The 25844-nt window shown below is 42.7% G+C and carries 24 protein-coding genes; 4 read left to right on the top strand and 20 right to left on the bottom strand.

Features of this window, described 5'->3' with window-relative positions; translation table 11 throughout:
- Positions 1 to 134 precede the first annotated feature (134 nt).
- From CSH93_RS05875 to CSH93_RS05935, 13 genes are all read right to left on the bottom strand, one after another.
- The gene (locus CSH93_RS05875; protein ID WP_124748942.1) at positions 135 to 1556 is read right to left on the bottom strand and encodes a hypothetical protein; all 1422 of its coding nucleotides are present in this window, start codon (positions 1554 to 1556) and stop codon (positions 135 to 137) included.
- Positions 1557 to 1883: 327 nt separating this feature from the next.
- Positions 1884 to 3929 carry a secretin N-terminal domain-containing protein gene (locus CSH93_RS05880; RefSeq protein ID WP_100642240.1) on the bottom strand — a complete coding sequence of 682 codons (2046 nt, stop codon included), beginning with the start codon at positions 3927 to 3929 and terminating at the stop codon, positions 1884 to 1886.
- 20 nt (positions 3930 to 3949) lie between these two features.
- Complete coding sequence (locus tag CSH93_RS05885; RefSeq protein WP_124748943.1) at positions 3950 to 4444, bottom strand: hypothetical protein; 495 nt, start codon at positions 4442 to 4444, stop codon at positions 3950 to 3952.
- A 38-nt stretch (positions 4445 to 4482) separates the two neighbouring features.
- Positions 4483 to 5058, bottom strand: coding sequence for a hypothetical protein (locus CSH93_RS05890; protein ID WP_100642242.1), 576 nt, complete (start codon positions 5056 to 5058; stop codon positions 4483 to 4485).
- Positions 5051 to 6178 carry a hypothetical protein gene (locus CSH93_RS05895; RefSeq protein ID WP_100642243.1) on the bottom strand — a complete coding sequence of 376 codons (1128 nt, stop codon included), beginning with the start codon at positions 6176 to 6178 and terminating at the stop codon, positions 5051 to 5053. The genes CSH93_RS05890 and CSH93_RS05895 overlap by 8 nt, the downstream gene beginning before the upstream one ends.
- Positions 6178 to 7074 (bottom strand): type II secretion system protein GspK, encoded by an 897-nt coding sequence (locus CSH93_RS05900; protein WP_100642244.1) that lies wholly within the window; start codon positions 7072 to 7074, stop codon positions 6178 to 6180. The genes CSH93_RS05895 and CSH93_RS05900 overlap by 1 nt, the downstream gene beginning before the upstream one ends.
- A complete protein-coding gene (locus tag CSH93_RS05905; RefSeq protein WP_100642245.1) occupies positions 7075 to 7776 on the bottom strand; it encodes a PulJ/GspJ family protein in 702 nt (233 codons plus the stop codon). It lies immediately after the preceding gene.
- Positions 7766 to 8233: a prepilin-type N-terminal cleavage/methylation domain-containing protein gene (locus CSH93_RS05910; RefSeq protein WP_100642246.1), complete on the bottom strand. Its 468-nt coding sequence runs from the start codon at positions 8231 to 8233 to the stop codon at positions 7766 to 7768. Before CSH93_RS05910 ends, CSH93_RS05905 begins: the two co-directional genes overlap by 11 nt.
- Entirely contained in the window at positions 8190 to 8603 is a 414-nt protein-coding gene (locus tag CSH93_RS05915; protein ID WP_100642247.1) for a type II secretion system protein, read from the bottom strand. The genes CSH93_RS05910 and CSH93_RS05915 overlap by 44 nt, the downstream gene beginning before the upstream one ends.
- Positions 8587 to 9789, bottom strand: coding sequence for a type II secretion system F family protein (locus CSH93_RS05920; RefSeq protein WP_100642248.1), 1203 nt, complete (start codon positions 9787 to 9789; stop codon positions 8587 to 8589). Before CSH93_RS05920 ends, CSH93_RS05915 begins: the two co-directional genes overlap by 17 nt.
- Positions 9789 to 11441: a GspE/PulE family protein gene (locus CSH93_RS05925; protein ID WP_100642249.1), complete on the bottom strand. Its 1653-nt coding sequence runs from the start codon at positions 11439 to 11441 to the stop codon at positions 9789 to 9791. Before CSH93_RS05925 ends, CSH93_RS05920 begins: the two co-directional genes overlap by 1 nt.
- Positions 11438 to 11833, bottom strand: coding sequence for a type II secretion system major pseudopilin GspG (gene gspG, locus CSH93_RS05930; protein WP_100642250.1), 396 nt, complete (start codon positions 11831 to 11833; stop codon positions 11438 to 11440). Before gspG ends, CSH93_RS05925 begins: the two co-directional genes overlap by 4 nt.
- A gap of 22 nt (positions 11834 to 11855) precedes the next feature.
- Complete coding sequence (locus tag CSH93_RS05935; RefSeq protein WP_100642251.1) at positions 11856 to 14558, bottom strand: polysaccharide biosynthesis/export family protein; 2703 nt, start codon at positions 14556 to 14558, stop codon at positions 11856 to 11858.
- A gap of 280 nt (positions 14559 to 14838) precedes the next feature.
- On the opposite strand from CSH93_RS05935, the gene CSH93_RS05940 reads away from it, so the two are divergent.
- The 3 genes from CSH93_RS05940 to galE are packed head-to-tail and all read left to right on the top strand — an operon-like array spanning position 14839 to position 17653.
- Positions 14839 to 16344, top strand: a complete 1506-nt coding sequence (locus CSH93_RS05940; protein ID WP_100642252.1) for a peptide MFS transporter — start codon at positions 14839 to 14841, stop codon at positions 16342 to 16344.
- Positions 16341 to 16640, top strand: a complete 300-nt coding sequence (locus tag CSH93_RS05945) for a DUF6170 family protein (protein WP_100642253.1) — start codon at positions 16341 to 16343, stop codon at positions 16638 to 16640. The genes CSH93_RS05940 and CSH93_RS05945 overlap by 4 nt, the downstream gene beginning before the upstream one ends.
- Positions 16637 to 17653, top strand: coding sequence for a UDP-glucose 4-epimerase GalE (gene galE / locus CSH93_RS05950; protein WP_100642254.1), 1017 nt, complete (start codon positions 16637 to 16639; stop codon positions 17651 to 17653). Before CSH93_RS05945 ends, galE begins: the two co-directional genes overlap by 4 nt.
- Before the next feature lie 25 nt (positions 17654 to 17678).
- On the opposite strand, the gene CSH93_RS05955 is transcribed toward galE, so the two are convergent.
- Positions 17679 to 19496, bottom strand: coding sequence for a glycoside hydrolase family 3 protein (locus CSH93_RS05955; RefSeq protein ID WP_240615487.1), 1818 nt, complete (start codon positions 19494 to 19496; stop codon positions 17679 to 17681).
- A 173-nt stretch (positions 19497 to 19669) separates the two neighbouring features.
- On the opposite strand from CSH93_RS05955, the gene CSH93_RS05960 reads away from it, so the two are divergent.
- Positions 19670 to 20143, top strand: a complete 474-nt coding sequence (locus CSH93_RS05960) for a GNAT family N-acetyltransferase (protein ID WP_100642255.1) — start codon at positions 19670 to 19672, stop codon at positions 20141 to 20143.
- 78 nt (positions 20144 to 20221) lie between these two features.
- On the opposite strand, the gene CSH93_RS05965 is transcribed toward CSH93_RS05960, so the two are convergent.
- Genes CSH93_RS05965 through ccmE form a run of 6 tightly spaced genes read right to left on the bottom strand, consistent with a single transcriptional unit; the run spans position 20222 to position 25839 of the window.
- Positions 20222 to 21004, bottom strand: coding sequence for an MlaA family lipoprotein (locus tag CSH93_RS05965; protein WP_100642256.1), 783 nt, complete (start codon positions 21002 to 21004; stop codon positions 20222 to 20224).
- A complete protein-coding gene (gene ccmI, locus CSH93_RS05970; protein WP_100642257.1) occupies positions 21001 to 22290 on the bottom strand; it encodes a c-type cytochrome biogenesis protein CcmI in 1290 nt (429 codons plus the stop codon). The genes CSH93_RS05965 and ccmI overlap by 4 nt, the downstream gene beginning before the upstream one ends.
- The gene (locus tag CSH93_RS05975; RefSeq protein ID WP_420807245.1) at positions 22291 to 22728 is read right to left on the bottom strand and encodes a cytochrome c-type biogenesis protein; all 438 of its coding nucleotides are present in this window, start codon (positions 22726 to 22728) and stop codon (positions 22291 to 22293) included.
- A gap of 41 nt (positions 22729 to 22769) precedes the next feature.
- A complete protein-coding gene (locus tag CSH93_RS05980) occupies positions 22770 to 23366 on the bottom strand; it encodes a redoxin family protein (protein WP_100642258.1) in 597 nt (198 codons plus the stop codon).
- A 3-nt stretch (positions 23367 to 23369) separates the two neighbouring features.
- A complete protein-coding gene (locus tag CSH93_RS05985; RefSeq protein WP_100642259.1) occupies positions 23370 to 25373 on the bottom strand; it encodes a heme lyase CcmF/NrfE family subunit in 2004 nt (667 codons plus the stop codon).
- 1 nt (position 25374) lies between these two features.
- Positions 25375 to 25839, bottom strand: coding sequence for a cytochrome c maturation protein CcmE (gene ccmE, locus CSH93_RS05990; protein ID WP_100642260.1), 465 nt, complete (start codon positions 25837 to 25839; stop codon positions 25375 to 25377).
- Positions 25840 to 25844 lie beyond the last annotated feature (5 nt).

Below are 25844 nucleotides of genomic sequence, written 5' to 3' on the forward strand. Positions count from 1 at the left end.
TCACTGAGTAAAGATAAAGCAATCGAATAAATTTATCCACGAGAAAACAGAGACTTCCTGTTACTGAAGAACTGTTAACATAAAAAAAGGCGAGCTAATGCTCGCCTTTTTGATACTTAAATTGGAACTATCAATTAGTTGAAAGTACCAACTGTTAGGCGGTCAGTATCAACTTGATTGCTGAACTTAGCACCAACTGTCATTGTTACGTCACCGTTAGGTACGTTAGTAGTAAACTCTAGAGCTACTTTGAAACCTGTAGTAGCTGCATCGTAACCTTCAGTCGCTAGTGTTGAGCTAACTTCTGATAATAAGTTACGAACACCTGGAGCTGCAGCAGACACTAATAAACCAGCGTCTTGCCATGCAGTGTGCTCACCTTCTACCATGTAACGAAGTGTAATATCACCAGTTTGAGTACCAGTATTTGTGTGACGGATGATTGGTTGAGTAACTGGACCAAATGGTACGTATGGTACTTCAACAACTGAGCCATTCAAGCCCCAATCACCAGCTGCACCGCCACTCAACAACGCTGAATCACCAGCAACTGCACCAGCTACGTTCGTGCTATCAGAGTCAGTACCGTGATCAGTAAACTCTACTTCAACGTCTACAGTAAAGTCTTGCTCGGCAAGTGCTGCTGGAGCTACCGCGCCTGCTGTAAGTGCATCATCAGAAACGTCAACTGTTACTGTTTGAGCAGCTACACCTGCATGTTCAACGATGATTTTCTCTGCATCAACAGACGTTAAAGTACCGCCACCAACAATAGTGATTGCAGCAGCATTGTTCAGCTGAACCCCTGCAGTATCAGGATCATCGTCCAAAATTGACCAGTCACCGTAGATAGTATAAATCATGTTAGTTGGAGTTGCATCGTACACAACACCTGCTGCGTCATTCACAGGAGTGATTACAATTCCATCAGTTGTAACGCCAGTACCGTCGTCAAACGCCAAACGATTTTGATTTACGTCAATCGTTGCATCAAATGCTGTGGTGACTGATGCAGAGAACTGATCTTGCGTATCTAGAAGGACCGCAGTGCCATCTGTACCTGCTGGAGTATCAAGAGCAACACCCGTGCTCGTCTCAGCAGCATAAGTTGCTGATACTGAACCACTAGCTAAAAGATCTGCCTTATCGAAAATCAAGTGAGTTTCAGCAGTAAAGTCAACTGTCGCACCGATAGTAGTTTCTGCATTAAGGCCATCGTAAGTCAACTCAGTCACACGATATGTAGCCTGAGTGGTTGTTGCGTTCAACAAACCAAGTGTCATGGTGTCGGCGCCGTCAACTAGCGTTGGGTTTAGTGACGCTGGAAGCGCAGTAGTGTCCAAATCTGCACCAGTAAACGTCAATGTTAAGATATCACCAACAGTGTATTCAGCACCTAACGTGATAGATACAGCTGGAGCTGCAACTTTAGTCGCTGTAGTTACACCTTCAACAGAAACAGTTCTTGTTGTTACACCACCAGCTAGATCCGCAGCTGCTAGTGCATTACCAGCGATACCTGCAACGGCGAGTGCCACAATAGATTTTTTAAACATTTTATCCATTCTCCAAAGTTTCTAGAAACAAAGAGTTTAGTAAGTGATTGGTATTAGTTAGCACTTTCCCAAATTCTCTTTTTAGTTTTACATTTTAGGTTGATCGCCATAGGCCGTCGCCTAGGCGACATCCAACCGTATGGTAGTGTAGGCCCCAAAGGTTGAACATGTCAACCATAAAGCCTCAATATATGATTGTTTTACTTATACATATTAATAAAACCATACTCAAACCTATACTATTTAATAAGTTTACTAGCGCGTTCCCTTAAAAATAGCGTAGTTAAGTTATCAAAACGTCTGATAAAAACAAGTAAGAATAACGAGTTAATTGAATTTAATTCTCTCTAATTCTGCTTGCAATTCATTTTTTACGCCTTCCCACTCGGTTGCATTTGAAATCACTCGTGGCGTTACCAAAACGACTAACTCTGTTTTATCACCCGATTTTGACTTAGATTTAAACAAATTGCCAAAAAGTGGGAGGTCGCCTAATAACGGTACTTTGCTTTCACCAGAACTATTGTTTTCACTGATTAGCCCCCCGAGCACTACCATCTGGCCATCTTGCGCGATAACCTCTGTTCTTATTTTTCGCTCAAAAATAGCAGGCGTTCCACTTACCGTTGAAACGCCATCTACTTGGTTACTGATAGATTGGCTGATCTCAAGCGTTACTATGCCTTTTGCATTGACAGTTGGGGTCACGGATAATTCTACGCCAGTTTGACGGTAATCAATATTTGTCCTCGCTAAACTGTTCGCATCATTGGCATCTATAGTAGTTCCAGTCACAATTGGGATTTCTGTCCCAACATTAATATTGGCTTCTACGCCATCTCTCACAACTAAAGAAGGCCGTGAAATGACATTCACCAGACTGTCTGACTCAAAAAGTTGCATGTTGACTGAGCCACTGCCTCCAGTTAAAACGTAGCTGAGTCCGCCAACATCTCCCAGACCAAATGCTCCTGACGTTGATAAACTGTAATCTCCGCGACTGAAGGCAAACTCAACGCCCTGCGCAAACTTATCCGTAAGAGTAACCTCTGCAATTAGTACTTCAAGTGCTACTTGTCGTGGCATAACATCCAAACGCCTAATCAATGGCAGTAGCTGCTTATACCTTTTACCGTTTGTATTAAAAACTAACGAATTAGACCTCTCATCTATCACTAATCTGGTTCCATCTTTGCCACTCGCAACTAGCCCTGCGCTAGTCTCGCTCTTGCGGACATCTTCACTTTGCTGCCTCCCGCTTGTTTGATTCCCAATAGGAGAGGCAGAGGGTGCATCGCCCATCAACCTTGCAAGACTCTCACCCAAATCAATGGCCCTTGCATACTGAGGTTCATAAACAAAATAATCTAGGCTGTCTTCATCAGAAGGCTGATCCAACTGTTCCAACCAAAAAACTGTTCTCTGAATTACAGGCGGCGTGTTCGCGAACATTATTAAAGTGTTTAGCCTATGCAAAGTTATAAATGATAATGCTGATTCGGGTTTATTTTCCCCGCTAGCAATTCCTTCCTGGTTAAGGATTTCAGGTAGTTTCTCAACTAATAAATCGAGTGATACAAAAACCGGTTTGTACAATGCAATATGCCGATTGCTATAAATCGGTTGATCAACCAACTTTATAAACTCAAGGGCTTTGAGAATATCATTTCGCTTGCCTTGAATTAGCATTAAATTTCTTTCTAAATAAGGTGTCACTTTAACGCCTACAAAGCGACTTATCGTAGTGGCGAGGGATGTTTGTGCTCCGTGTACAAAAGGTACCATTTGTAATATATCTAACGAAGTTTCAGGAACACTTTCAATTGTATTACCGTAACCAAAGGCTGTATTCGATGTGGTATCGGCACTCCCCTTGACAATGTAAAAAAGTCCATCGGAGAACCTAACTGCGTACCCCCTCTCTTGCAAAAGCTCAAAACTTAACTGGAATAATCGTCTTTCAGATATCCTCTCTCTAATATTCAAGCTAACGGGATTGTTGTCTGACTGGACATTTTCGCCAAGCACATAATTAACGGAGAGCAAATCACCAAATACATAATGCAAATATTCTTGAAACGGAAGTGAATCTGCTGACACAGAGACAGACTCTGAGTCAGAAAAACCTGCAAGCATATCAGTTGCATTATTTAAGTTGGTGTCAGCACCCTCATATGGAAACAGATACTTAACTGCTCGGCTCTCTTGCTTATCTTCACCAGACGCTATGGTGTCAGCGCCTGAAGCGTTTGCTTCTACTTTTCCTGTTAAGTATGAATTAGATACATTTAGGGGTTGCGTAGGTGCAGCACACCCAGAAATAACTGCCACCAGAAAATACAAGGAAACATTCTTGCTAAATTTCATATTCATTTTCACCTAAGACATAGTCTTTATTTTCTTGATTTGTACATTGTCAGAGTGAGAGTTTCGACTTCACTATTTGAGTCGCTTCCTACATTGTCTGATTTTTTCGTTAAAGAAACGTTGGTCGTATCTATTATGTTTATCTTGTAACCCTGATATTCATCATTATCGCTCAGGGAGACCAGAATGACATTCCCAGATTTGCCTTTGGTTGAAAGCAATATCTTGTTAGTCTTTTCAGCCCGATCACTTATAAAAACACCGAGCAATCTTATCTGTTGTCCATCCAACACCAACTGAGTGAAGTTTCCATTCTCGAGAACCTCGCTTACAAGTTCTGGCTCAGAATCGCCAGTTCCGGCCAAATTTTGTTCATAACGACGTATAATCTCTTCAACACTCGATACACGCGTATTTGTTACACTAGGAAAAAAGGTAACCAAATCATCTTGTAAAGATGCAATATTCATTTCTGTATATTGAGTTGACTCTCTCTCACCTATAAAAACATTGATCGCCACGTACGAGCTAACGAGAAAAACGAAAACACGAAAAAGGTTCATTCTTCTGCTCTATTAAATTTAAAAAATACTAACGAAATCACTCCTCTTGCTCGCCCAAGCGAAGTTTCATTGTGATATTGAACCGATAATCTAAAATCACTTAACTTGACAAAGTGCGGAGATGAATCAAGTCGCAATAGCAGAAGAATGATGTCTGACAGTTTGCCTTCAACAGTCATTGAAAGACGCTGCGCTGTGTAAGCTCCATCGCTCAAGGTTAAGGGCGATTCCCAACCAATATTCTCAACATTAATAGAATATTCACTCAAAAGTAAATTTAATCGCCGCTGTTCTTCCAACTGGAATTCATTTGAATCCTCAGTGCCGATAAAAACACCATTGAATTCAGAGAGCATGCTTTTTAACTTATCTACTTCCGATGCAATCGAGTCTTGGTTCGCAACCAAGGTTTTAACTCTATCGAGTCTCGACTGCTCCATTGCTATCGAATCTTGATTAATATTGATCCAGTCGACCCAAGGATAAAACACAAATCTGATAAGAACTAAAATACCAATCACCCAGAAATAGAGGTCGTACTTCCGTATTTCTTCACTCAGTGATTCACTCATCTAATGAAACCTCCACTGGAATAAAGCTTATCACGAATCTTTCTCGCCCCCGATTACTTCTGACTGGCGAATCAAATTTCACGTCAGCAGCGGTATCAATTTCAGATAATTTAGTCAATATGGACGTAGCTTGTTCAGCTTCACCACTAATAACAACCCGATCATTATTGAAGACAACTCGTTGTATTCGAGCATCCTCTACTATAGAAAGATAAGCATTCCAAATCAGGTGTGTTGGAATTTGCTGTTGAGCCAATTCACTATGACCATGTATAACTTTTCTCAGAGTTTCGACTTGTTGCTGCTCACTCAACGCTGTATCTACTTCCGGCCCATACTTGGATAATTGCTCTTGAATACTCCACTGGTTATACAACAAAAAACCAGAGTAAAGAATTAATCCTGCAAAAAAAGTACTGCAACTTACGAGTCCGGCATTCTTAACTAATTCTTTTATTAGGCCAGAAGTAAAGGTTGGCAATCGAGCAAATGTTACTATGTTTGAAAACACATTTTTATAGAAAACATTAAGGATTTGCTTATACGTTTGCCTTTGAGATATGCGTTTAAGCTCCAACGTATCCGGTAGCCCACAAGCAAGTGAGAAATGTTGCTTATCCTTAATTACTGCTGTCGTGGGTTGAGAATAAACTACTCCCTTTGACTTAATTGCAAAGTAAGACGAGTCTAAATCGTTAGAATACGTTTGTGTTATGAAACCATTAGAAACCGCAACAAGCCAACTTTCAGGTATCAGGCAAAACGCGTCAGGAACGGAGTCGTCAAAAGTCCATATGTTAACTATTGTTTTCCCTTTCTCAGTTTTTACAATCTTGTATGAGTACCTGTTGCCTGAATACTCTAACGCTAATAACTTCTTTACATCGCTATGAGACTCGATAGGCAATACTCTGACTTCCTCGTTGTAACGACTCCTATGCACGATCGCGATCAATTGCCTCAAAATTGACATTGGTTCAAAAGAAGTTACTTCATTCTGCAAGAGTGAATTAATTGGGATTACATTGTTCGGCCCCACGTATATAGAACACCCTGCAATGAAAGTATTCAAAAACGCTGAGTTTGCTCTATGCTCGTTGCTCATTTGCTTATTTCGCACTAAAGTTTACTTATGTTCAATTCGTTAATCGGCCCAGAGGCGCCTGATGCATATGGATTAACATTCCATATACTTTTTTTCACCATTGTAATTTCACCGACCGTTGAGCTTATCGTGACATCTATATTGTTTGAGAAGTTAAACCATACACTTTCATCTGGTGCAATGTTCACTATCGACTGAAAGTCTACTAGAGAAACAAAACCAATCTGCCTTGCGGCAGCGACCATATCAGCCTCTTCGTTGGAACTCAATGATGCGATAAGTTTTTCATCAGATAAGTACGGATTCAACCAACCGGTACTATGAACAGTAAGCAGGTTTGTCAGAGCAACTATTTCTTCCTGAGAAAATAGGTTTAACTCTTGTAATTGCTGCTTATGCGTAAACATTGTATTTGGAAGCCTAACGCTATAAGAATTAGACTCCAAGGTAGTACTTGATGTTACTACATCGTCGGGATCTTGCGCGTCAATTAATAGTCTACAAATAAAATTGGAGCGAGCATGAGGAATTCCATATTGTCGTAAAGCTGGCACCAGTTTTTCGCAATCAACGTAATTAAGGCTGAGTAATCCTGCCTGATCTTGTAACTCGATTTCTGACGTATTGAGTAATGAAAATCTCTGACCATAAAAATTCCAATCTATAAAATTAGATCCTGTGTTCAGTTCATTAACAAATTTTTCTCTTGTTAAGAGTTCAAACGCAATAATACTTTCCGCATTAAACAACTCAATTTGTGACTGTACTCTATATTGGGAGATTTGGGCGACAGCAACCTGTTTTCTTGCCATATCTGTTAGATAAAGCAAAAGGACAGATAAAATAGAAATCAATAACAACACTTGTACAAGTGCGATACCGGTATTCACGCCTCGAATTTGTGCTTTCATTTAAAGCTCAGTACGACTTTCTATAGCGTTTGTCATGTATCTCACTGACTTTTCGTCTAGTTTCAACCTGTAGTCAGCAAGACCCGACTCATCAATCACGGATATGTTTATTTCGAAAGGCATAATTTGACGTTCTGTACCGTCGAAAACTGCCGTCCAGCTGGGTGATATTTCTGAGTCATAATCACTGGCCTCCCCCTGTTGGTCGTATGTTTCAAATCCATAATATGAAATATTAAACTCACTCAAATCGTCAAATAACACGATGGAACGGTCAAAAACAAGCTCCTGATCAGTTGAAGTAAGCTCTAGCATGGGCATGGAAACCGCTTGATAAACGACCTCAAATCTTCCGTCCTCTTGTTGAGTGGCATTAATACGAAAAACCTCTGACGAAGTAGCATCAAATAGCCCTTGACTATTTATAGATAAAAGACTCTTTTCATTACCAATAAAAAAAAATACGGGCTTCAATTCTCCATTTTGCTCATGCTCTACTATGTGAGGAGCAATCAAATGCAACTGTCGCTGTATAATTGCAAGCGATTTCATTTTATCTATGGCGCAATCATATTCTTTTGTTTCATATTCCCATTTAGAAGACAAGAGTAGATATATATAACTACCCGTCATTAACATTGCTGACAAAATTGTCATCGAGATCATTAACTCTACAAGTGTAAAACCTTTCTTACTCGTCATTCCAACTCAACTCATACAACTGAAATTCCCTTGAAGTGTCACCATTATTAACCTGCACGTGAATATTCCATAAAGCATATTTTCTTGGAAAATTCTCAAGCTGTTGTGAATCAGGATTAAAAAATCGTGGTGGAGATGCTCGTTGAACTAACTGCAATGAGATAGAGTATTCAGTCGAAAAAACTTTAAATACTCTCCCATTCAGTACTGTGGGATCGCTATTCCGACGGACCATTTGACGCACATTATTAAGAATAATTGGGACACTAGTATCAATGGTTAGATTATCAACTGCTTTTTGGTTGGATAATAAATTAGTTCTAAAAACCAATGTCAAAGACGCTAGCGCCGCAACCATAATAACAGTCGCAACCAATACTTCCACTAACGTAAACCCGTTCGGATACTTATACCTAAGTTGTCTTTTCATCAAAAACCCAAACGTTCTCTTTTCCATCAACTGCGTAATGAACTTCTGTTTGGTCCAAAAACCCTAAAGCATTAATTTTTAATGTCGTGGTAGCAAAACGCAGCTGTCTAAAACCGAGCACATTTAATTCTTTCCCTGACTCCCCTTCAATTCGAATTTCCTGCCCACTGAGAGTTATGCGAATTGACTGGTGAGTGAGAAAACTCCTCTCTTTCCAATGCTTTATTAATAAGCGAGCTCTAAGGAGTTCAGAGCGTGCTTCAGCATTATCAAGAGTTTTCACCGCAAAAGGCCCAACTAATGATATCAACATTGCCATAAGGCTTAAAACCACCAAAATCTCGACTAACGTAAACCCATGCTTTTGGCAACGAGAAAGGCTAGAATGAGAATTCATTCACAGACACCATACTTAACAACATTGTAATTACGATCCCACCAACAAGAACTCCCATAACAACTATCATGACTGGTTCGATAAAAGCTGTAATTCGCTGTGTCCATCGCTCAAATTCATTACGTGAGCGAGTTGTAATCTCCGAGAATACTAGAGAAAGATTACCAGAGCTTTCTCCGACCTCGATTAGAGATATATGAAATGAAGAGTAAATAGAAACGCCATTAAATGACTTAGCTAGTGAATTTCCTGCCTTGACCTTGTCTATCGCAATTGCGATTTGTTTTCTGATGCTTACATTGCTGACTGAATTCAGTGCTTGAGATAGAGCCCGGTCTACAGATAGACCTGCTGACAATGTCAACGAGAGAGCATTATTAAACCTGATTCTTTCGAGTAAGGTAACAGCAGAAGAAGCCACCGGAAGTGACAACATGAGGGACTGGACGGCATACCTCCACCTGTCAACTCGCAATGCATATTTTATGACTACACCTAAACCAATCAATACAAAAAGTAGAAAAACTTGATATTGATTAATCCATTCGCTTACCCCCAGTAGGGCTTCCGTATACCAGGGAAGCGTTTCAATTGAATCGAACATCGTAGACATGCGTGGAATTATAAAGTTGAAGATAAAGAAAACGCTTAATACACAGATACAAAAAATAACGAACGGATAGGTCAACGACGTAATGATTTTTTGCTTAAGTGATTGCTGAAATTTAAGGTCGGTTGCAAGCCTTTCAAACACACTTGCTAAGTCACCTGTGCTCTCGCCGACCTCAACTAAATTTACGTAAAGTGGTGAGAAAGTTTCGGGTTGTAACCGCAATGCTTCAGCCAAAGTGCTCCCAGAATGCAACTGCTGAGAAATATGATAAAACAAAGAGCCAAGAGCCTCGCTTTCTATATTTTCTTCCAAAATCTCAATCGACTTATCTATACGGACTCCCGATTTTAGAAGCAGAGATAATTCTGATGTAAAAAACTCCAACTCATCTAGCGTAACCTTCCGCTGATCGGAAAAAAAAGGCAATTTCGTCTTTTGCTCCTCTTTTATCTCCGTACATAACAGGCCTCTTGCCCTTACTATTTCAGCGGCTTCTATCCTACCTTTTGCTTTAACCACCCCTGTAGATCGACCTCCTGAATCATCATACCCCTTGTATTTATATACCTTCATTAGCCAGCTACCCTAAGCACTTCGCTGATCGTCGTAACCCCCTTAAGAACCTTTAGAAACCCATCTTCTTTAAGTGTTCTCAATCCCTTTATAGCATTTAAGTCTCTTGCTTCACGAGAAAAAGAGTCATCCTTCTTCAGTGCTTTAACATCATCGTCACATCTCAAATATTCTGCAATTGCAACTCTTCCGACATACCCGGTATTATCGCAATGCTGACAACCTGTTGAAGTTTTGATGTTTTCTATATTTTCTCCATGAAGATCTGCAAGTTTTTCCAAAATGGATTTGTACGGTGAATCATCCTTCAACTTGTGGTGCCTCGCGCAATTTTCACAAAGCTTTCGAACCAAACGTTGGGCAACAACCGATAAAACAGCTGAATTGAGCAAAAATTCATCAACCCCTAAATCCACTAACCGTGTGTATGCAGAAGGGGCATCATTTGTGTGGAGTGTGGAAAAAACTAAATGACCTGTCAATGCTGACTGCATTGCAATTTTTGCCGTTTCAGCATCTCTAATTTCGCCCACCATGATAATGTCTGGGTCCTGGCGCAAGACCGTTCGTAAACCCGACGCGAAAGTAAATCCGATTTCCGAATTCACCTGAACCTGATTAATACCTTCAAGCTGATATTCAACAGGGTCTTCAAGAGTAATGATTTTCACATCATCACTGTTTAGCTTATTAAGCAGTGTATATAAAGTTGTTGTTTTACCAGAGCCCGTTGGACCTGTTAACAAAATAACTCCAGCAGTAGAACTAATGTCTTCTTCTATTAAACACCTCAGGTCTTCTGATAGGTGCAGTCGGTCCATATCATAGCGAACGCTTTCCTTTCGGAGAAACCTCAATACAATAGATTCCCCTTCATTTAAAGGAAGAGATGACACTCTAATATCAATAGCTTCACCACCGACTTTTGTTTCTATTTTTCCGTCCTGGGGACGCCGCCTTTCAGCAATGTCCATGCCTGATAAGATTTTGAGGCGTGTGATTAGTGGCATTTGCATTCGCGGAATGATTTTTTCCGCCTCGTGGAGAACGCCATCAATTCGGAAACGCGCCCTGTATTGCCCATCAATGGGTTCAATATGCATATCAGAGGCGTTTCTTTTTAATGCTCTGATCAATAATGAGTTTAACAAATTGACAATCGGCGCTTCCGACGCCAATTCAATTAATTTCTCCTCATCACTTACTGTGCTTATCCCCGCACTATCTTCGAAAATAGAGCCTAGGCGAGTCATTAAAACCTGCAACTCACCTTCTGTAGCAATGTACAATATGGTCTTTAGTTTTTTCTTTGCTATCCATTGATTTATATCCCTATTGACTGGGTTTAAGCATGCAAAAGTCCATTGATTTCCTTCTACATTAAGAGGAACCCAGTTTTGATTTATTAGGAATCGATACTCTGTTTCGGTAATCAGTGGCACTGGTTCGTTCAACCAGTCAGCAATATCCAAACAAGGGATGTCAAAATAAGTGCTGTAAATTAGAGGTAATTGATCACTGGGCAGAGCTCCCATATTAACCAATATGTTTTCCAAGCTACCTCCTTGTTTTTCTTGGTAGGCTTTAGCTTTATTTAAATCCTCAACCTCTACGCCAAAACAGTCAGACAGCGTTTTTTCTAAGTTTTTCATTGATGCTCGATATCTGCGTCAGGACCTTCTCCACCGACTTTACCGTCTGCCCCATAAGATAATAGCTTATATGGCATATCACCTTCCTCGCTTATTGAGTATTCATATGCGTTTCCCCATGGATCCAAAGGAATAGCTTTAGGTAAATAGGGACCGTTCCATCGGGCTGAGTCGCTATTCCGAAGCTCATCCAAAGATGCGGGATATCGCCCCATATCCAAACGGAAAGTATCAATTGCTGTTTCAAAAGCATTCATTTGAGTAGCCGCTATACCTCTCTCGGCACTGCCGAGCTGCTGAAAGAACTTTGGAGCAACTAGTGATGCCAATAATCCCAAAATAACAATAACAATCAATAACTCTATCATGGTGAAACCTTTGCTGCGTTTCATCAATTGTACCTCTTAATTAATCTTACAAACTTCCGATAGCTGCCACTGCAACTGCCAGCTGATATATTATTTGAGTGGCATTTGACCAAAGTGTTAGGTTATCAACATTATCTGAATCAAATGGGACAACTATCGTGTCTCCAGGCCTAATGCTCGCCGACTCTCGATTCGAACCAAACCAGTAACTTTGGGCTCCCGGAATCATCACGGAACCATTTTTGCGAATTACATATATGCGATTTTCATCCGCAAGTCCTCTAGTGCCGCCACTGAGTTCTATGTACTCATCTAGCGTCAGCCTCTCACTATATAAATGAGAAGTTGGCACATACACTTCACCAATCACGTTAACGGATTGAGTTATGCTCGGGATTATCAGCTGATCACCGTCCTGAAGGGTTACATCAGAGCTGTGAGAACTAGATAAAATCGCCGGCAGGTCAATGACTAGTCGCCCGACGGCCTCTGCACTCACAAGGTCTTTTAATAACTCTTTAGCTTGATCATAACTTATGACAGACCCCGCTCCTTTTTGTTGTCGAAGACTTTCTGATGCAATTTGCTTGCGAAGCTCTTCGGCTAGACGCTTTAAATTTTCTCTTTCCTTTACCCGCAAATCCTCACGTGTAAACAGTGCTGCTTCTAAATCACCGAAATCAGTTACACCACCGACTCTCTCAAGAAGCTGAGTCAAAGTTTCACCTCTTTTAACCGTATATTCGCCGGGGAATTTAACTTCTCCTTTGACGACAACTTTCAATTCCTCTTGCCACTCTGGGATGGAAAAAAAATTGAGCCTATCTCGACTTTTAATCGTCAAACTATCTTTTGAACCAGCAAGAAACGTTTTAGGCTCAAATTCGAGATGGTTTATATTGGCTTCTCCATTTGGGTCTAACTCTAACCGAGTTATTTCAGCTCTGGATAAAAACGCAGATTCAGTCAGGCCTGAGGCAGCCTTTATTGCGCCTAACACGCTTAAATTTTTCGTCAATGGGTATTTCCCTGGCACTTTAACTTCGCCTGCGACTTCAAAGATACTAATTGGTTCGCCAACACCAGCCTGCCTTTCTAGTGCTTTTAATACTGGCCTCAAAAGATTCTTTCTGGAGAAGAGTGAGACCTCACTCATTTCACGCAGTTCATTAATTTCCTCTTCAGTTAATTTTATACGTGGAATTGCTTGTCTCTCTTCACTGTCTGATTGATTATTTTCAGTCCCTTCTAGAACACCGATTGATTGTAGGAACTCATCTTCCCGAATTCTTTTTTCCCACATTTCTTCAGACCATTGTTCAAGTTCCTTTTCTGTTTGGGCGTACGCTTTAATTGTACTTGGTAAATAAATCTTCTCTTCTTGAGAGGAAAACACGATTATTTGATCTTTTTCTTCTAGCACTATGTCACCATTTTCTTGCAGTGGCCCCAAAGTAAGATCTACTTGCCAAGTTTCAATGCGTTTTGAGTGTCCCTCTATTTCACGAACTATTAGCACATAGGTAAAATCAGCATTAGGTAATAGAGATTCATCAATATTCCCTAATAATTTGGATAAAAGTAATCCTTCGTGCCATTGATACGCGCCGGGCCTTGCTACAGCGCCAAGCAGATAAACTGAAGAACCAACGTAATCTGAGGTTTTATCGACAAATATTCTGTCTCCTGGAAGAACAGTGAAATTATCTTCGTTGAGATTGGCTGTCAGCTGCACACGTTGCCCATTGATGACGCGCTCAATACTGATTGCTTTGGTGAACGCATCAGGAAGCACCCCTGCGGCGAGGCTTAATACTTCCCGTAACTTATTCTCTCCAGATAGTTCATATATTGCAGGTCGCCTGACCTGACCATCTACTTCAATTGAAAACTGCAAAGCTGGTACAAAAACCACATCATTCGTTTGCAATCTGACATTGTCTGAGGCATTGCCGTGACTCAATAATTCATATAGATCAAACGTAGAAACAGTTTTGCCGCCCCTTTTTATTTGAATTTGTCTAAGAGAGGCAATATCTGTCACTCCTCCACTAGCAATTAAAGCTTCAGTCAAGCTTGATAAGGAACTTACATTATATCGCCCTGGGTTTGTAACTTCGCCCGCCACGAAAATATTTAAGGTGCTAATATTACCCATTGTCACAATGGCTTTTGATCCAGTAATCTGCCTCTCGACTACGCTTTTAACATAGTCCTTAGCCTCTCCGAAGCTGAGTCCTGCGACAGATATGGGACCAAGACGCGGAACAATGACATTACCGTCCGACTCAACTAGAAGCACGTACTCGAAATTTTCAGTACCGTACACCCTGAGAAGTATCTCATCACCACTTTTAAGAATAAAACTATCTGGAACCATAATCGTGGGATTCAAATTACTATTGGCATTATTGGGCGAAAAAACGTCACTTCCATATAGTGTTAATTCAACATCTTCAGTTTCTAAACTTGACAACTCCGAATCTTGATTGTTCGCATAACTTGAATAGGTGAAGGGCTCTTCAGCTTCAGTAGAATTGCTTTTTGTGTTTGTACTTCCATACCTCTGTTGGGACAAGATAGAAAGGTCAAACCCCATTTGACGCGCGAGGGTTTCTTGTTGAGCTTTAGGCAAAGCTTTGAACTGTTGAATCTGCTGATTAGTCAACGATTGAGAAAAGCTTGTCCCAGTAAAAAATAATATCACACAAGAAACAACATTGATGATGAAACGTTTATCCGGAAGCATTAAGTTTCCTATGTTTTAGAATTGAGGTTTTTGCAAAAATTAATTTAGCTGGAAATGATAGCCTATTTGTTTGATTAGGAAAATATAGGTCTTCAAGATTTTATTTAGGTTTTATTTGCACTGAAAGCGGTCTCTGAATTGGCTGGAGTAATCAGGAGATTTCACTGTCCTTGTATTACCCCTAGCTCTTTAGTATAAACTAACGAACTTTTTTACAGATAGTTTTGACTACTAAACTCTTTAAATCTCAATAGTAGAAGTCCAAATTTGGAAAAATATAATGACAACAAAATCTAACGACACAAGTTTCTTTGGCCATCCAGGGGGCCTGCAAACATTATTCTTCACTGAGATGTGGGAACGTATGAGTTACTACGGCATGCGTGCACTCTTGGTATTATTTATGACGGCCAGTCTTCAAGAGGAAGGCTTAGCGTTCACCGTTGCAACAGCAACGGCTATTTATGGCCTTTACACTGGCGCAGTCTACTTTATGGGATTACCTGGTGGTTGGTTGGCTGACCGCTTACTGGGCGGCCAAAAAGCCGTATGGTACGGTGGTATTATTATCATGTCAGGGCATATTGTTCTGGCCATTCCTAGTACAAAAACATTCTTCATTGGCCTTATTCTCGTCGTGTTAGGCACCGGCTTGTTGAAGCCTAATATTGGCGCAATGGTCGGCATGCTTTATAGCGACGAAGACAAGCGCCGCGACAGTGGCTATACCCTCTACTATATGGGTATCAACATTGGTTCTGTCATTGGTTATATTGTATGTGGTTACCTTGCGACCAACTGGGGTTATCATTACGCTTTTGGTGCAGCTGCTGTAGGTATGGCATTAGGCCTTGTTCAATACAAATTGACCCAACCTAAGTTAGAAGGCGCCGCTGAAAAACCTACCGTTGACCTGTCACCCAATGCTCAGCGCCTAAGCTGGATGGTTATTGTCGGATTCTTAATTGCACTAGTGCTAGTGACCACGATGGTGTCTACTGGCGCGATTGTTATTGACGCGGTAGCACTTGCAAAATATGTGGCTATATTCTTCACTCTAGTGTTTTTAGCCTATTACGCTGCAATATTTTTCTTTGGTAATTTAGATGGCAACGAAAAGCGTAAATTGGGCGCCCTCTTCTTAGTCTGTATAGCCTCAATCTGTTTCTGGGCAGGATTTGAACAAGCGGGTTCTTCACTGAACTTGTTCGGACGTGACTACACTGACCGAATGATTGGTGCATTTGAAATCCCACCGGCTTGGTTCCAATCTGCAAACTCATTCTTCATTATTATTCTTTCACCATTCTTTGCCGCCCTATGGATCAACCTAGGCAAGCGCATGATGGACCCGTCATACGGCTTTAAATGTGCTATTGGTCTGATCATCATGGCGACTGGCTTTATAGTTATGTTCTTTGCAGCTCAGCTTGCTGCCAGTGGCCTGAAAGTGGCACCTTATTGGTTGGTAATGACTTACTTCTTGCATACTGTTGGTGAATTATGTCTGAGCCCAGTAGCGTTAAGTGCTGTAAGCAAACTATCGCCTAAACGATTTGCTGGACAAATGATGGGTGTTTTCGTGCTGACTTATTCAATCGGTAACGTAGTTGCAGGCTTACTTGCTGGGAACTTTGACCCAAGCCGTTTAGATGAAATGCCTGGGCTCTACATGCAGATCAGCTTATTCAGTATCGCCATCGGTATTGTGGTGCTGTTATTCGTGCTTAAAACTCGTGTGTGGGAAAAATTACCTGCGAGCCAAGCGAAAACTGCTGACGCATGAAGTTCTACTTCTCTACCCGGCAAATCCCCCAATTGAGGGATTTGCCATTACAACAGCGCATGATCGCGCTCGAACATGCGGCGTTGAAAATGACCGTACCTGAGCGTTCATTATTAAACGTCCTCAAATTACTCATTATTGTGCCGGTGTTTATTTTCATACTACAAGTATCTGAAAATTGGACTGCGCTACTTTGGGCGGCCTTAGTGCTTCTCGTCTATCCTTTATTTATAAAGCCACTGCAATACAGCTTAAGTGCTAAATATCTCTCTGATGAATTAGGGAAAACATCATGAAAACGATTCTTGTTACCGGCGGTGCAGGTTATATCGGTAGCCATACCGTTCTGCAGCTACTCGAGCAGAACTACAACGTCATTGTATTAGACAATTTGAGTAATTCATCAGAAGTCGCTCTGGACCGCGTCAACGATCTCACCGGTAAATCGGTTATCTTCAAAAAAGGAGATATTCGTGATGAGCAAGCACTTAACCAAATATTCTTTGAACATGAAGTCGATTCCGTTATTCATTTTGCAGGGTTAAAGGCCGTCGGTGAATCGGTCGAACAACCGTTAAACTATTACGAGAATAATGTGTTTGGCACGCTTCAGCTGTGTAAAGTGATGCAGTATCACGGCGTCAAGAACCTTGTTTTCAGCTCCTCCGCTACGGTATATGGTGATCCCATCGCGCTGCCACTGCGAGAAGATATGCCAACTGGACAGCCTACTAATCCGTATGGCCAATCCAAGTTGATGGTTGAGTTGATCCTGAACGATTTATATCAATCCGATCAAGAGTGGAATATTGTGTTATTGCGCTATTTCAATCCGGTGGGCGCTCATCCATCAGGTATGATTGGCGAGGACCCCAGTGGTATACCGAATAATCTAATGCCTTTTATTACTCAGGTTGCCACCGGTAAGCGAGCGCAACTGAGTGTGTTTGGTGATGACTACGATACACCCGATGGCACTGGTGTACGCGATTACATTCACGTTGAGGACTTAGCCAACGGACATCTAAAAGCCTTAGATAAACTAGACGCGAATGCTGGTTTATGTACCTTTAATCTGGGTACGGGCCAAGGTTACAGCGTATTAGACATGGTTAAAGCTTTTGAAGCAGAGAGTGGACAAAAAGTCCCTTACCAAATCGTTGCCAGACGCAGTGGTGATGTTGCGTCGTGTTATGCAGACCCTACACTTGCTAAAAACGAACTCAATTGGGAAGCCCAAAAAGGCTTAAAAGACATGTGTCGCGATTCATGGCGATGGCAATCACAAAATCCAAACGGATATAAATAAAGCGGTCATTAGACCGCTTTTTTATTTAGAACGCCTGCAATCCATAACCTATTGGGAATAGAGCCTTAGGTGAACTTTCAGGCAATGGTAGATCGTCAATAGCTTTCGGCCACGCATGCGGTAAACGCCCTGTGGGTGTAAATCCATCCACACTGAATAACAAGTCAGCCACTCCACTGCCTTCTGATCCAGGTAACCACGCCGCAATAAAGGCATCACTGTGAGCCAACTCATCATTCACAATAAGCGCTCGGCCTGATATCAATATAGTGATCACCTGTTTACCCAGCGCTTTACAATTAGCAAGCTGCGCTTTTTGTGCTTGGCTTAGCCACAGTTCGTGAGTGTCTCCTTCCCCTTCTGCGTAGGGTCGTTCTCCAACAACCACCACTACCTTCTCTGCATGCATGTCTGCACTGCAACCTTGAGGCAAGTATTCAACATTTTGTGCAACATCCTCAATACCACTCAAAATCGAAGTCGCGCCTCGATAGCTTTCGGTTACGCCTTGCCATCGAATAGTCCACCCGCCACTTTGCAAGCCCGTGTTATCAGCATGTTCACCCACAACAGCCAGTGCCTCTTGAGGGTCAAGCGGTAACGCCTGAGTTTGATTCTTTAACAATACCAAAGACTCTCGTACCGCCTGACGTGCAACATCGCGATGCGCTGGACTCCCCACCGCTGACGCATAAGCTCTTTTGCTAAAGGGATTACTAAACAGGCCAAGATTAAATTTCATATTGAGGATACGCCTTACAGCATCATTAATACGCTCCATTGCAACCGTACCATCCAGCACGGAAGCTTTGAGCTTTGTAATGAATTCAACGTGATTCCCGGGCTGCATGGCGATATCGATACCCGCATTGATCACCGTATGCGGCTCTCCAAATCGCAGGCCACCATTCCAATCAGTCAACACAACGCCTTCAAAACCAAGCTCTTGCTTTAACAGCCCCTGAACCAATTCCCCGTGCTGATGCATTGGCGTGCCATTGACCGAATTAAATCCGACCATAACGGCTGCCACATTATCCTCAAGGGCTTGTTGATAAGAGGGTAAATGGCGTTGGTATAAGGCCTCATCACTAATAATGGCGTTGCCCCCTTCTACACCGCCTAATGTTCCACCGTCACCTAAATAATGCTTTGCTGTTGCGGCAATCGTCTGGTCAAAGGCGAGGGATTGGCCTTGCAGTCCAGCAATAGATGCCTGACTTGCCGCCCGGGTAATATCCAAATTTTCAGAGAAACCTTCATAAACACGCCCCCAGTGCTCGTGTTCTGGCATTGCGATACAGGGTGAAAAGGTCCAATTGAATCCCGTTCCTACCGATTCCAGTGCGGTAATGCGAGCGACCTCTTGAATAAGCGAGTAGTTGCGAGTCGCAGCCAGGCCTATATTGTGAGGGAATACCACGGCACCTTCGAAAGTATTTTGCCCATGCACAGCATCGACTCCAATCAGCAATGGAATGCCCAAACGCGTACTCATCGCTGACCGTTGAAAGCTATCAAATTTATCCATCCATGCTTCAGGTGAATCGCCCGGCACTGGGCCATCGGTATGAATGATGCTCCCAATAAAAAACTCGCGCATCGTGTCCTCAGTTACACCGTTGTGCCAAACCGATTGAGTCATTTGCCCCAGCTTTTCATCTAGCGTCATAGCATTGATCAGCGCTTCTACTCGCCCCGACTGAGTCGGATACTGGCACAAATCAAAGGCTTCAGTGCCCCAGTGACAAATAATCTCTGGGGGCTTAGTGGGTTTGATGTAGGTACAACTGGAAATAACCAGCAACAAAGCTAATTGAATTAGTCGCGTCAGCAATCTCAACTTAGAGCACCTTTAGAATTTTTAACTTAGTCTAAACCATGTCGTTGATTGAAATTGATCATGCGGTCCAGCCCGTCGCACAGGCCACCCGCTTGAGCGGAATTGCGATCAAATATTGGCTTTTATGCTCATGCAAGGCAGAATCTCGGATAAACCCTTTTCATAGACACGCTATGCACTTCATCCGTAAACCCTTCAAAGAGATTGATAACACAACGCTGTACAGCATTTTGAAATTGAGAAGCGACGTCTTTGTCGTGGAACAAGATTGTGTTTATCCAGATTTGGACAACAAAGATACCTTACCAGACTCCATTCACGTGTATAGCGTGACCGTGCCGGAAACTGATGAAGCCCACCTAGCTGCCTATGCCAGATGCCTTGCACCAGGGGTTTCCTATCAAGGGTGTAGCATCGGTCGAGTGGTCGTGTCTCCCCACGATCGTGGCAAAGGACTCGCGACTGAATTGATGACCGAAGCCATTACAGTCTGTCGTACCCACTGGCCTTCATCACCGATACAAATCGGGGCGCAATTATACCTAGAAGCATTTTATGCTTCGTTAGGGTTTCGAACCTTCAGTGAACCCTATGATGAAGACGGCATCATGCACGTTGATATGCAACTGGTTGTTGAAGCGCAATAAAAAAGCCAGCGACTAAGGCTGGCTTTCTTATCAATTTATTTAAAAAGCATCATGTGCTAGAAGAGCTATTTAGTGTGCCTACTCTATGTCTTCTAGCATACTTTCAAAGTCTTCAAAATCGAGTAGCTCTTCCTCATCAGGTTGCTCCTCTTCAATTTTACCGTCTTTGACCTGAAACTCTTTATTCTGGAAGTAGGCATTTTTCACAAATGCATAAGGGTCAGCAGAGGTTTCCAGCAATTGTTCTTGCTCCATTGCCCGTGCTCTCCCCTCTAATACTTCTACGCCCCAACGTAACAACGTGAAATTACTGTTTAAGTAAGTCATAGGAAAATAGGCGTTATCCACATATCGTCCGCCCACACCTCTGACATCACTTGGGCCGGCCGCGGGTAGCATTAGATACGGACCATTGCCGACCCCCCATACACCAAGCACTTCGTCAAAATCTTCATCTCGACGTGGCACCCCCATCTTCTCAGCCACATCTATGGTACCCACCAGGCCAATGGTAGTGTTTAAAACAAAACGCACCAAACTATCAAGTGAGGCTCCCACCTTGCCTTGTAACAGGTTATTCACCACGTTCACCGGCTCTTCTAAATTTTGTGCTGCATTCAGCAAACCGGTTCTAGCAAATTGAGGCATGACAGTAACATAACCAACTGTGACGGGACGCAATATGTATTCATCTAAAACGTCATAGTTAAAATCCCACATCACGCGGTTAACGGGCTCCAGTGGGTCACGTGGATCGGTCGATATGTCATTGGCTTGCACTTGCTCTTGGCTCTTATTGGAGGCGCACCCGCCTAATCCGAGCATGAAGACTGTCAAGAGCAATACTAATTTTTGGTTCATTCAATTTCCTGATTAATCATCACTTCAACGTTAACTACCTGACCGGTAGTTGTTGGGATTTCTGTCATCCCCTGAAGTTCACCTTTAACGGCTTCTACATTTTCGTCCTTGGATATACGTGCAATCAGCCTAGCTCGTTCAATTTGATTTAACGTGAAATTTGGCATCATCGCATTTTGCTCTGTCAATGTGACATTCACGGGTAATGACGCGAGCGGCAATTTTACAACAGCGGCAGGCATTCTCATGGCACTGCCTGCATCTTGCGCGAATACAAATAAGAACGCGTTCTCAGGCACTTTGGCCAGCAGCTCAGATGTTATTGATACCGCCACATTAAAACCAGTTAAATTTGTTTCATCTTGTGTCTGAGCTGATGCCTCTTCAGCAACAATCGGTATGGATGGGTTACCCGACAACTCTGCAAGACGCGCAACCAATGATTGATACATTTCACTGCTGGGCGACATTTTATCTTTGATGGTATCGAAATAGGCTTGCGCTTCCTCAGCCTTACCCAATTGTGCATTCACCACAGTTAACATCAAACGAATGTTATCATTCTGTGGTTGTTGCGTCAGTTCAAAGGCTAATAACCGTTCAGAGCGGCGTAAATGTTCATCAGTCCCAGATAACATCAGCGCCTGAGCAAAGCTTAAACGCGTATTAACATCTTCTGGCGCAAGCGTAAACGCACGTTCAAAAGACTCGATCGATTGCTCGGAGAATCCCATACTCATATACAAACGCCCCAGATTCAGCCATGCCTGATCATCCTTCGGCGTATCACGCAATCGCTGACGGATGGCTAATGCTAAGAGTTGTAACTCCTGTGGTGAAATATCCGCTTGATCATTTGCCACCGCGATTAATTTGTCGCTTAGCTCTCCAATAGATTGTGTCGCTGACACCAGCGTTTGCACTTCATGCAAATGATTCGCACGATAATAGACGGTACCGCCAATACTCAATGCTATTAACAATCCAACGATGATGGCTAATTTCGTACTTGAGGGTTTAGCCACAGATTCATCTATTGAATCATTGCCGGCTTCATCAACCAGCGCTAACTTCAATTCAGTGATCGCTTGTTGCTTGTCATCCTCAGATATCAAGCCCTCGTGGTATTCTTTCTCAATTTCGCCGAGTCGTTGCTTTACGATTTGTGCGTTTCGTAGCTGGTCAACAGCACGTTGATCACGCTTTCTAAGCCAGGGCAAACTCACAGTGACGACGATCGCTGCAACAAACACAACGATCACAATGTAAAATAATGTCCAGCTCATTTATTCTTCCTGCTTTAATATTGCGTCAGCGCGGGCTAATTTTTGTGCCTGATCTTCAGCATCTGGCACAACGGCGCGTTTGCGAGTTATGAATATCAAGGCAAATATCGCAAAGGCGATTGGGAGCACCCATAACCATAATGTATAAGGGGTTACCGGCGGCTTGTAGTAGACAAAATCACCGTAACGCTCCTTCATAAAATCAATTACTTCTTGTTCACTTTTGCCTTGCTTGAGTAATTGATAAACCTTGCGCCGCATATCATGTGCAATCATGGCATCAGAATCTGCAATATTTTGGTTCTGACACATCGGGCAACGCAACACAGCGGTTAATGAAAGAAAGGTTTCACGCTCAGCCTCAGAGTCAAATTGATAACTATCAACTCCATCCTGCGCAATAATTTCTTCTGCAATTGCCAAATTCGATAAGGACACAAAACACAGCAGGCATCCAAGAATACATTTAGCCCAAATATTCACGGCTGTTCTCCTTGCGCTTTTTCGGCCAATAACTGATTGTATGCAGGCAGGATCTTGTTATTCCAAACGCGCTCATTGATATCGCCAACATGATGCAAACGAATATTGCCATTGGCATCAATCAAGAAATGTTCAGGTGCGCCAGTAACACCCAAATCTAACGAATAGTCTCTGACGACATCAAAGATTTGGAACTGGTAGGGGTTACCCATTCGGGTCAGCATTTGAGACACTTCAGTCTGCACGCGAGCGAGTGTTTTGGTGCCAAAATCAGGATCTAAGTCTTGATCGTAATATAGCCCAACAAATCGTACGCCATGCTGTTCACGTAATTGCGTTAAATAAGGCAATTCAACTGCACAGGTAACGCACCAAACGCCCCACACATTCAATATGGTGACATCTCCCTTTAGGCTACTTGGCGTGTAGGTAATATCTGGCTGGAAAAGATCGGGCAATTCAAAAGGCGGTAAAGGTTTCCCAAGCGCCATAGATTCGCGCTCTCTTGGATCACTGAATAACCCTTGAAATAAAAATACCACCAATACCACAAAAGCCAGGGCAGGAAGTGCAAACCACCACGTACGTTTCATCAGTTAAACGCTCCCTTCCATTGGTTTGTCCGACAGTGGTTTAGCAGCACCTCGTTTTTTGAGTTGAGCAACTTTGCTCAGGCGATAGCGTTTGTCGGCAATCGACATAACACCGCCGAATGCCATAATACCAGCGCCTAACCATAACCAAATCACAAACGGTTTAATATAAACGCGCACCGCCCATGCACCGCCATCAAGCGGCTCACCCAATGCAATAAATAAATCACGTGTGATAGAAGTATGAATAGCCGCTTCTGTCATGGTCATGCGCTGAACTGAATAAAAGCGCTTTTCTGGCTCTAAATGGTCAATCTTTTCACCATTTTTAAACACATCAAAGACGCCCACATCTGCGCGGAAATTAGGACCATCCACTTGTTTAACACCGGTAAACAAAAACTCGTATCCGCCTAGCGATACGGTATCTCCAGGCAACATGCGAACATCACGCTCTTGCTCAAAATTGCTGACCAGTGTTATACCAATTAGGGTTACGGCAAAGCCCACATGGCCAAGCACCATTCCCCAATGACTGCGAGAGAGGCCTAATAACGCTTGCGAGGAGCTTCTTTCCCGTTGAGCTGACACGCGTTGTTTAACTTCCTGTAGCGTGGTCACCAAAATCCAAAAGCTTAACACCATGCCCAGCACGGACATAAATGTCGGCTGGTCATAGGAATAAGTCACCAATAGCGCCGCACTCAGACTCACCCCGAATGCAACCAACATATGATTGCGCAGATCTTTAACCGGTTGACGTTTCCAGCGAGACAATGGCCCTAAACCCAGCATAAACACAAATGGCACAATCAAAACAACAAACATTTGATTGAAAAACGGTGCGCCAACCGAAATAGTGCCCAACCCTAATTCTTTATGAACCAAAGGGAGGATAGTTCCCAGTAATACAACCAAGGTCGCGGCGCATAGCAGAACGTTGTTACCGATTAATAATACTTCTCGCGAGAAACTATCATACTTGCCTCGACTTCTGAGTTCTTTTGCTCTAAGTGCATAGAGCAATAAACCAAAACCACTTAACACGATCAGTATGCCCAGAATAAACATACCGCGCGCCGGATCACTGGCAAATGAGTGGACAGATACTATTACACCAGAACGTACAAGGAATGTGCCTAAAAGGCTTAAGGAAAACGCGGCAATGGCAAGCAACACAGTCCATGACTTAAATACTTTGCGCTTTTCAGTCACGGCTAAACTGTGCATCAAGGCCGTACCTACTAACCAAGGCATAAACGACGCATTTTCAACCGGATCCCAGAACCACCAGCCGCCCCAGCCCAACTCGTAATAGGCCCACCAGCTCCCCAGTGCAATTCCTAATGTTAAAAATGCCCATGCTGCAATCACCCAGGGTCTAGACCATCGTGCCCAGGTGCTGTCCAGCTGGCCTGAGATCAAAGCAGCAATTGCAAATGCAAATGCCACGGAAAATCCAACATAGCCCATGTACAGCATGGGTGGGTGGATAATCATGCCGAAATCTTGCAATAAAGGGTTTAAATCTCGCCCATCTACTGGAAATAGTGGCAACAAACTCTCAAATGGATTAGATGTCAGTAGCATAAATAAGTAAAAGCCAACTGAAACCATGCCCAATATACTCAGTACTCGCGCCACCATCGGCTGTGGAATACCTTTACTGAATACTGAAACCGCAATGATCCAGCCAGATAACATCAGTACCCACAGCAAAAATGAACCTTCATGACCGCCCCATACCGCAGTCACTTTGTAATAGATAGGAAGTAAACTGTTAGAGTGATGTGCCACATACGCAACACTGAAATCATCCATAAGAAAAGAATAAGTCAAACACCCATAAGCAATTGCAGTAAACACAAACAAAGCAATGCCCAGTGGCTTCGCTGTCGCCATCAAACGTGTATTATTGGTTTGAGCGCCCCATAAAGGATATACAGAGAGTAAAATGGAGAGCACCAACGCTAGCGTTAGTGCAATATTACCTAACTCAGGGATCATATTAGTACTCCGCTTCGCTGGGTTTTACGTGCTTAATACCTTTCATTTTTTCAGCCAATTCAGGCGGCATGTATTCTTCATCGTGCTTCGCCAATACTTCGTGTGCCTCAATGACTCTCGGTTCAGTCAACACTCCCGTTGCAACAATACCCTGCCCCTCTCTAAACAAGTCAGGCAATATCCCTGCGTAACGAACCGTGACATGCTCACCTATATCAACCAAGTCAAAACTAACCGCCAGTGATTGCGGATCACGTGTAACCGAACCTTCAACCACCATACCGCCAATGCGCAAGCGCTGTCCCACAGCTGGCACGGCACCACTTTTACCTTCAATAATTTCAGATGGCGTATAAAACAGATCAATGTTTTCATTTAGCGAGTAAAGCATCAGGCCGATCGCACCTGAAATGAGCAGTAATACACCAACGACAACAGCCAAACGTTTTTGTCTACGAGGATTCATTTACA

Source organism: Neoalteromonas facilis, assembly GCF_002807665.1.
Lineage (GTDB): Bacteria > Pseudomonadota > Gammaproteobacteria > Enterobacterales > Alteromonadaceae > Alteromonas_E > Alteromonas_E facilis.

Coding starts and splice junctions, on each gene's coding strand:
- CSH93_RS05965 (WP_100642256.1), bottom strand. CDS start 21,004: ATGAACCAAAAATTAGTATTGCTCTTGACAGTCTTCATGCTCGGATTA.
- CSH93_RS05935 (WP_100642251.1), bottom strand. CDS start 14,558: ATGCTTCCGGATAAACGTTTCATCATCAATGTTGTTTCTTGTGTGATA.
- CSH93_RS05980 (WP_100642258.1), bottom strand. CDS start 23,366: ATGAAACGTACGTGGTGGTTTGCACTTCCTGCCCTGGCTTTTGTGGTA.
- CSH93_RS05900 (WP_100642244.1), bottom strand. CDS start 7,074: ATGAAAGCACAAATTCGAGGCGTGAATACCGGTATCGCACTTGTACAA.
- ccmE (WP_100642260.1), bottom strand. CDS start 25,839: ATGAATCCTCGTAGACAAAAACGTTTGGCTGTTGTCGTTGGTGTATTA.
- CSH93_RS05915 (WP_100642247.1), bottom strand. CDS start 8,603: ATGAATTCTCATTCTAGCCTTTCTCGTTGCCAAAAGCATGGGTTTACG.
- CSH93_RS05940 (WP_100642252.1), top strand. CDS start 14,839: ATGACAACAAAATCTAACGACACAAGTTTCTTTGGCCATCCAGGGGGC.
- CSH93_RS05905 (WP_100642245.1), bottom strand. CDS start 7,776: ATGACGAGTAAGAAAGGTTTTACACTTGTAGAGTTAATGATCTCGATG.
- ccmI (WP_100642257.1), bottom strand. CDS start 22,290: ATGAGCTGGACATTATTTTACATTGTGATCGTTGTGTTTGTTGCAGCG.
- CSH93_RS05875 (WP_124748942.1), bottom strand. CDS start 1,556: ATGTTTAAAAAATCTATTGTGGCACTCGCCGTTGCAGGTATCGCTGGT.
- CSH93_RS05960 (WP_100642255.1), top strand. CDS start 19,670: ATGCACTTCATCCGTAAACCCTTCAAAGAGATTGATAACACAACGCTG.
- CSH93_RS05985 (WP_100642259.1), bottom strand. CDS start 25,373: ATGATCCCTGAGTTAGGTAATATTGCACTAACGCTAGCGTTGGTGCTC.
- CSH93_RS05880 (WP_100642240.1), bottom strand. CDS start 3,929: ATGAATATGAAATTTAGCAAGAATGTTTCCTTGTATTTTCTGGTGGCA.
- gspG (WP_100642250.1), bottom strand. CDS start 11,833: ATGAAACGCAGCAAAGGTTTCACCATGATAGAGTTATTGATTGTTATT.
- CSH93_RS05890 (WP_100642242.1), bottom strand. CDS start 5,058: ATGAGTGAATCACTGAGTGAAGAAATACGGAAGTACGACCTCTATTTC.
- CSH93_RS05945 (WP_100642253.1), top strand. CDS start 16,341: ATGAAGTTCTACTTCTCTACCCGGCAAATCCCCCAATTGAGGGATTTG.
- CSH93_RS05925 (WP_100642249.1), bottom strand. CDS start 11,441: ATGAAAAACTTAGAAAAAACGCTGTCTGACTGTTTTGGCGTAGAGGTT.
- CSH93_RS05910 (WP_100642246.1), bottom strand. CDS start 8,233: ATGGAAAAGAGAACGTTTGGGTTTTTGATGAAAAGACAACTTAGGTAT.
- CSH93_RS05920 (WP_100642248.1), bottom strand. CDS start 9,789: ATGAAGGTATATAAATACAAGGGGTATGATGATTCAGGAGGTCGATCT.
- galE (WP_100642254.1), top strand. CDS start 16,637: ATGAAAACGATTCTTGTTACCGGCGGTGCAGGTTATATCGGTAGCCAT.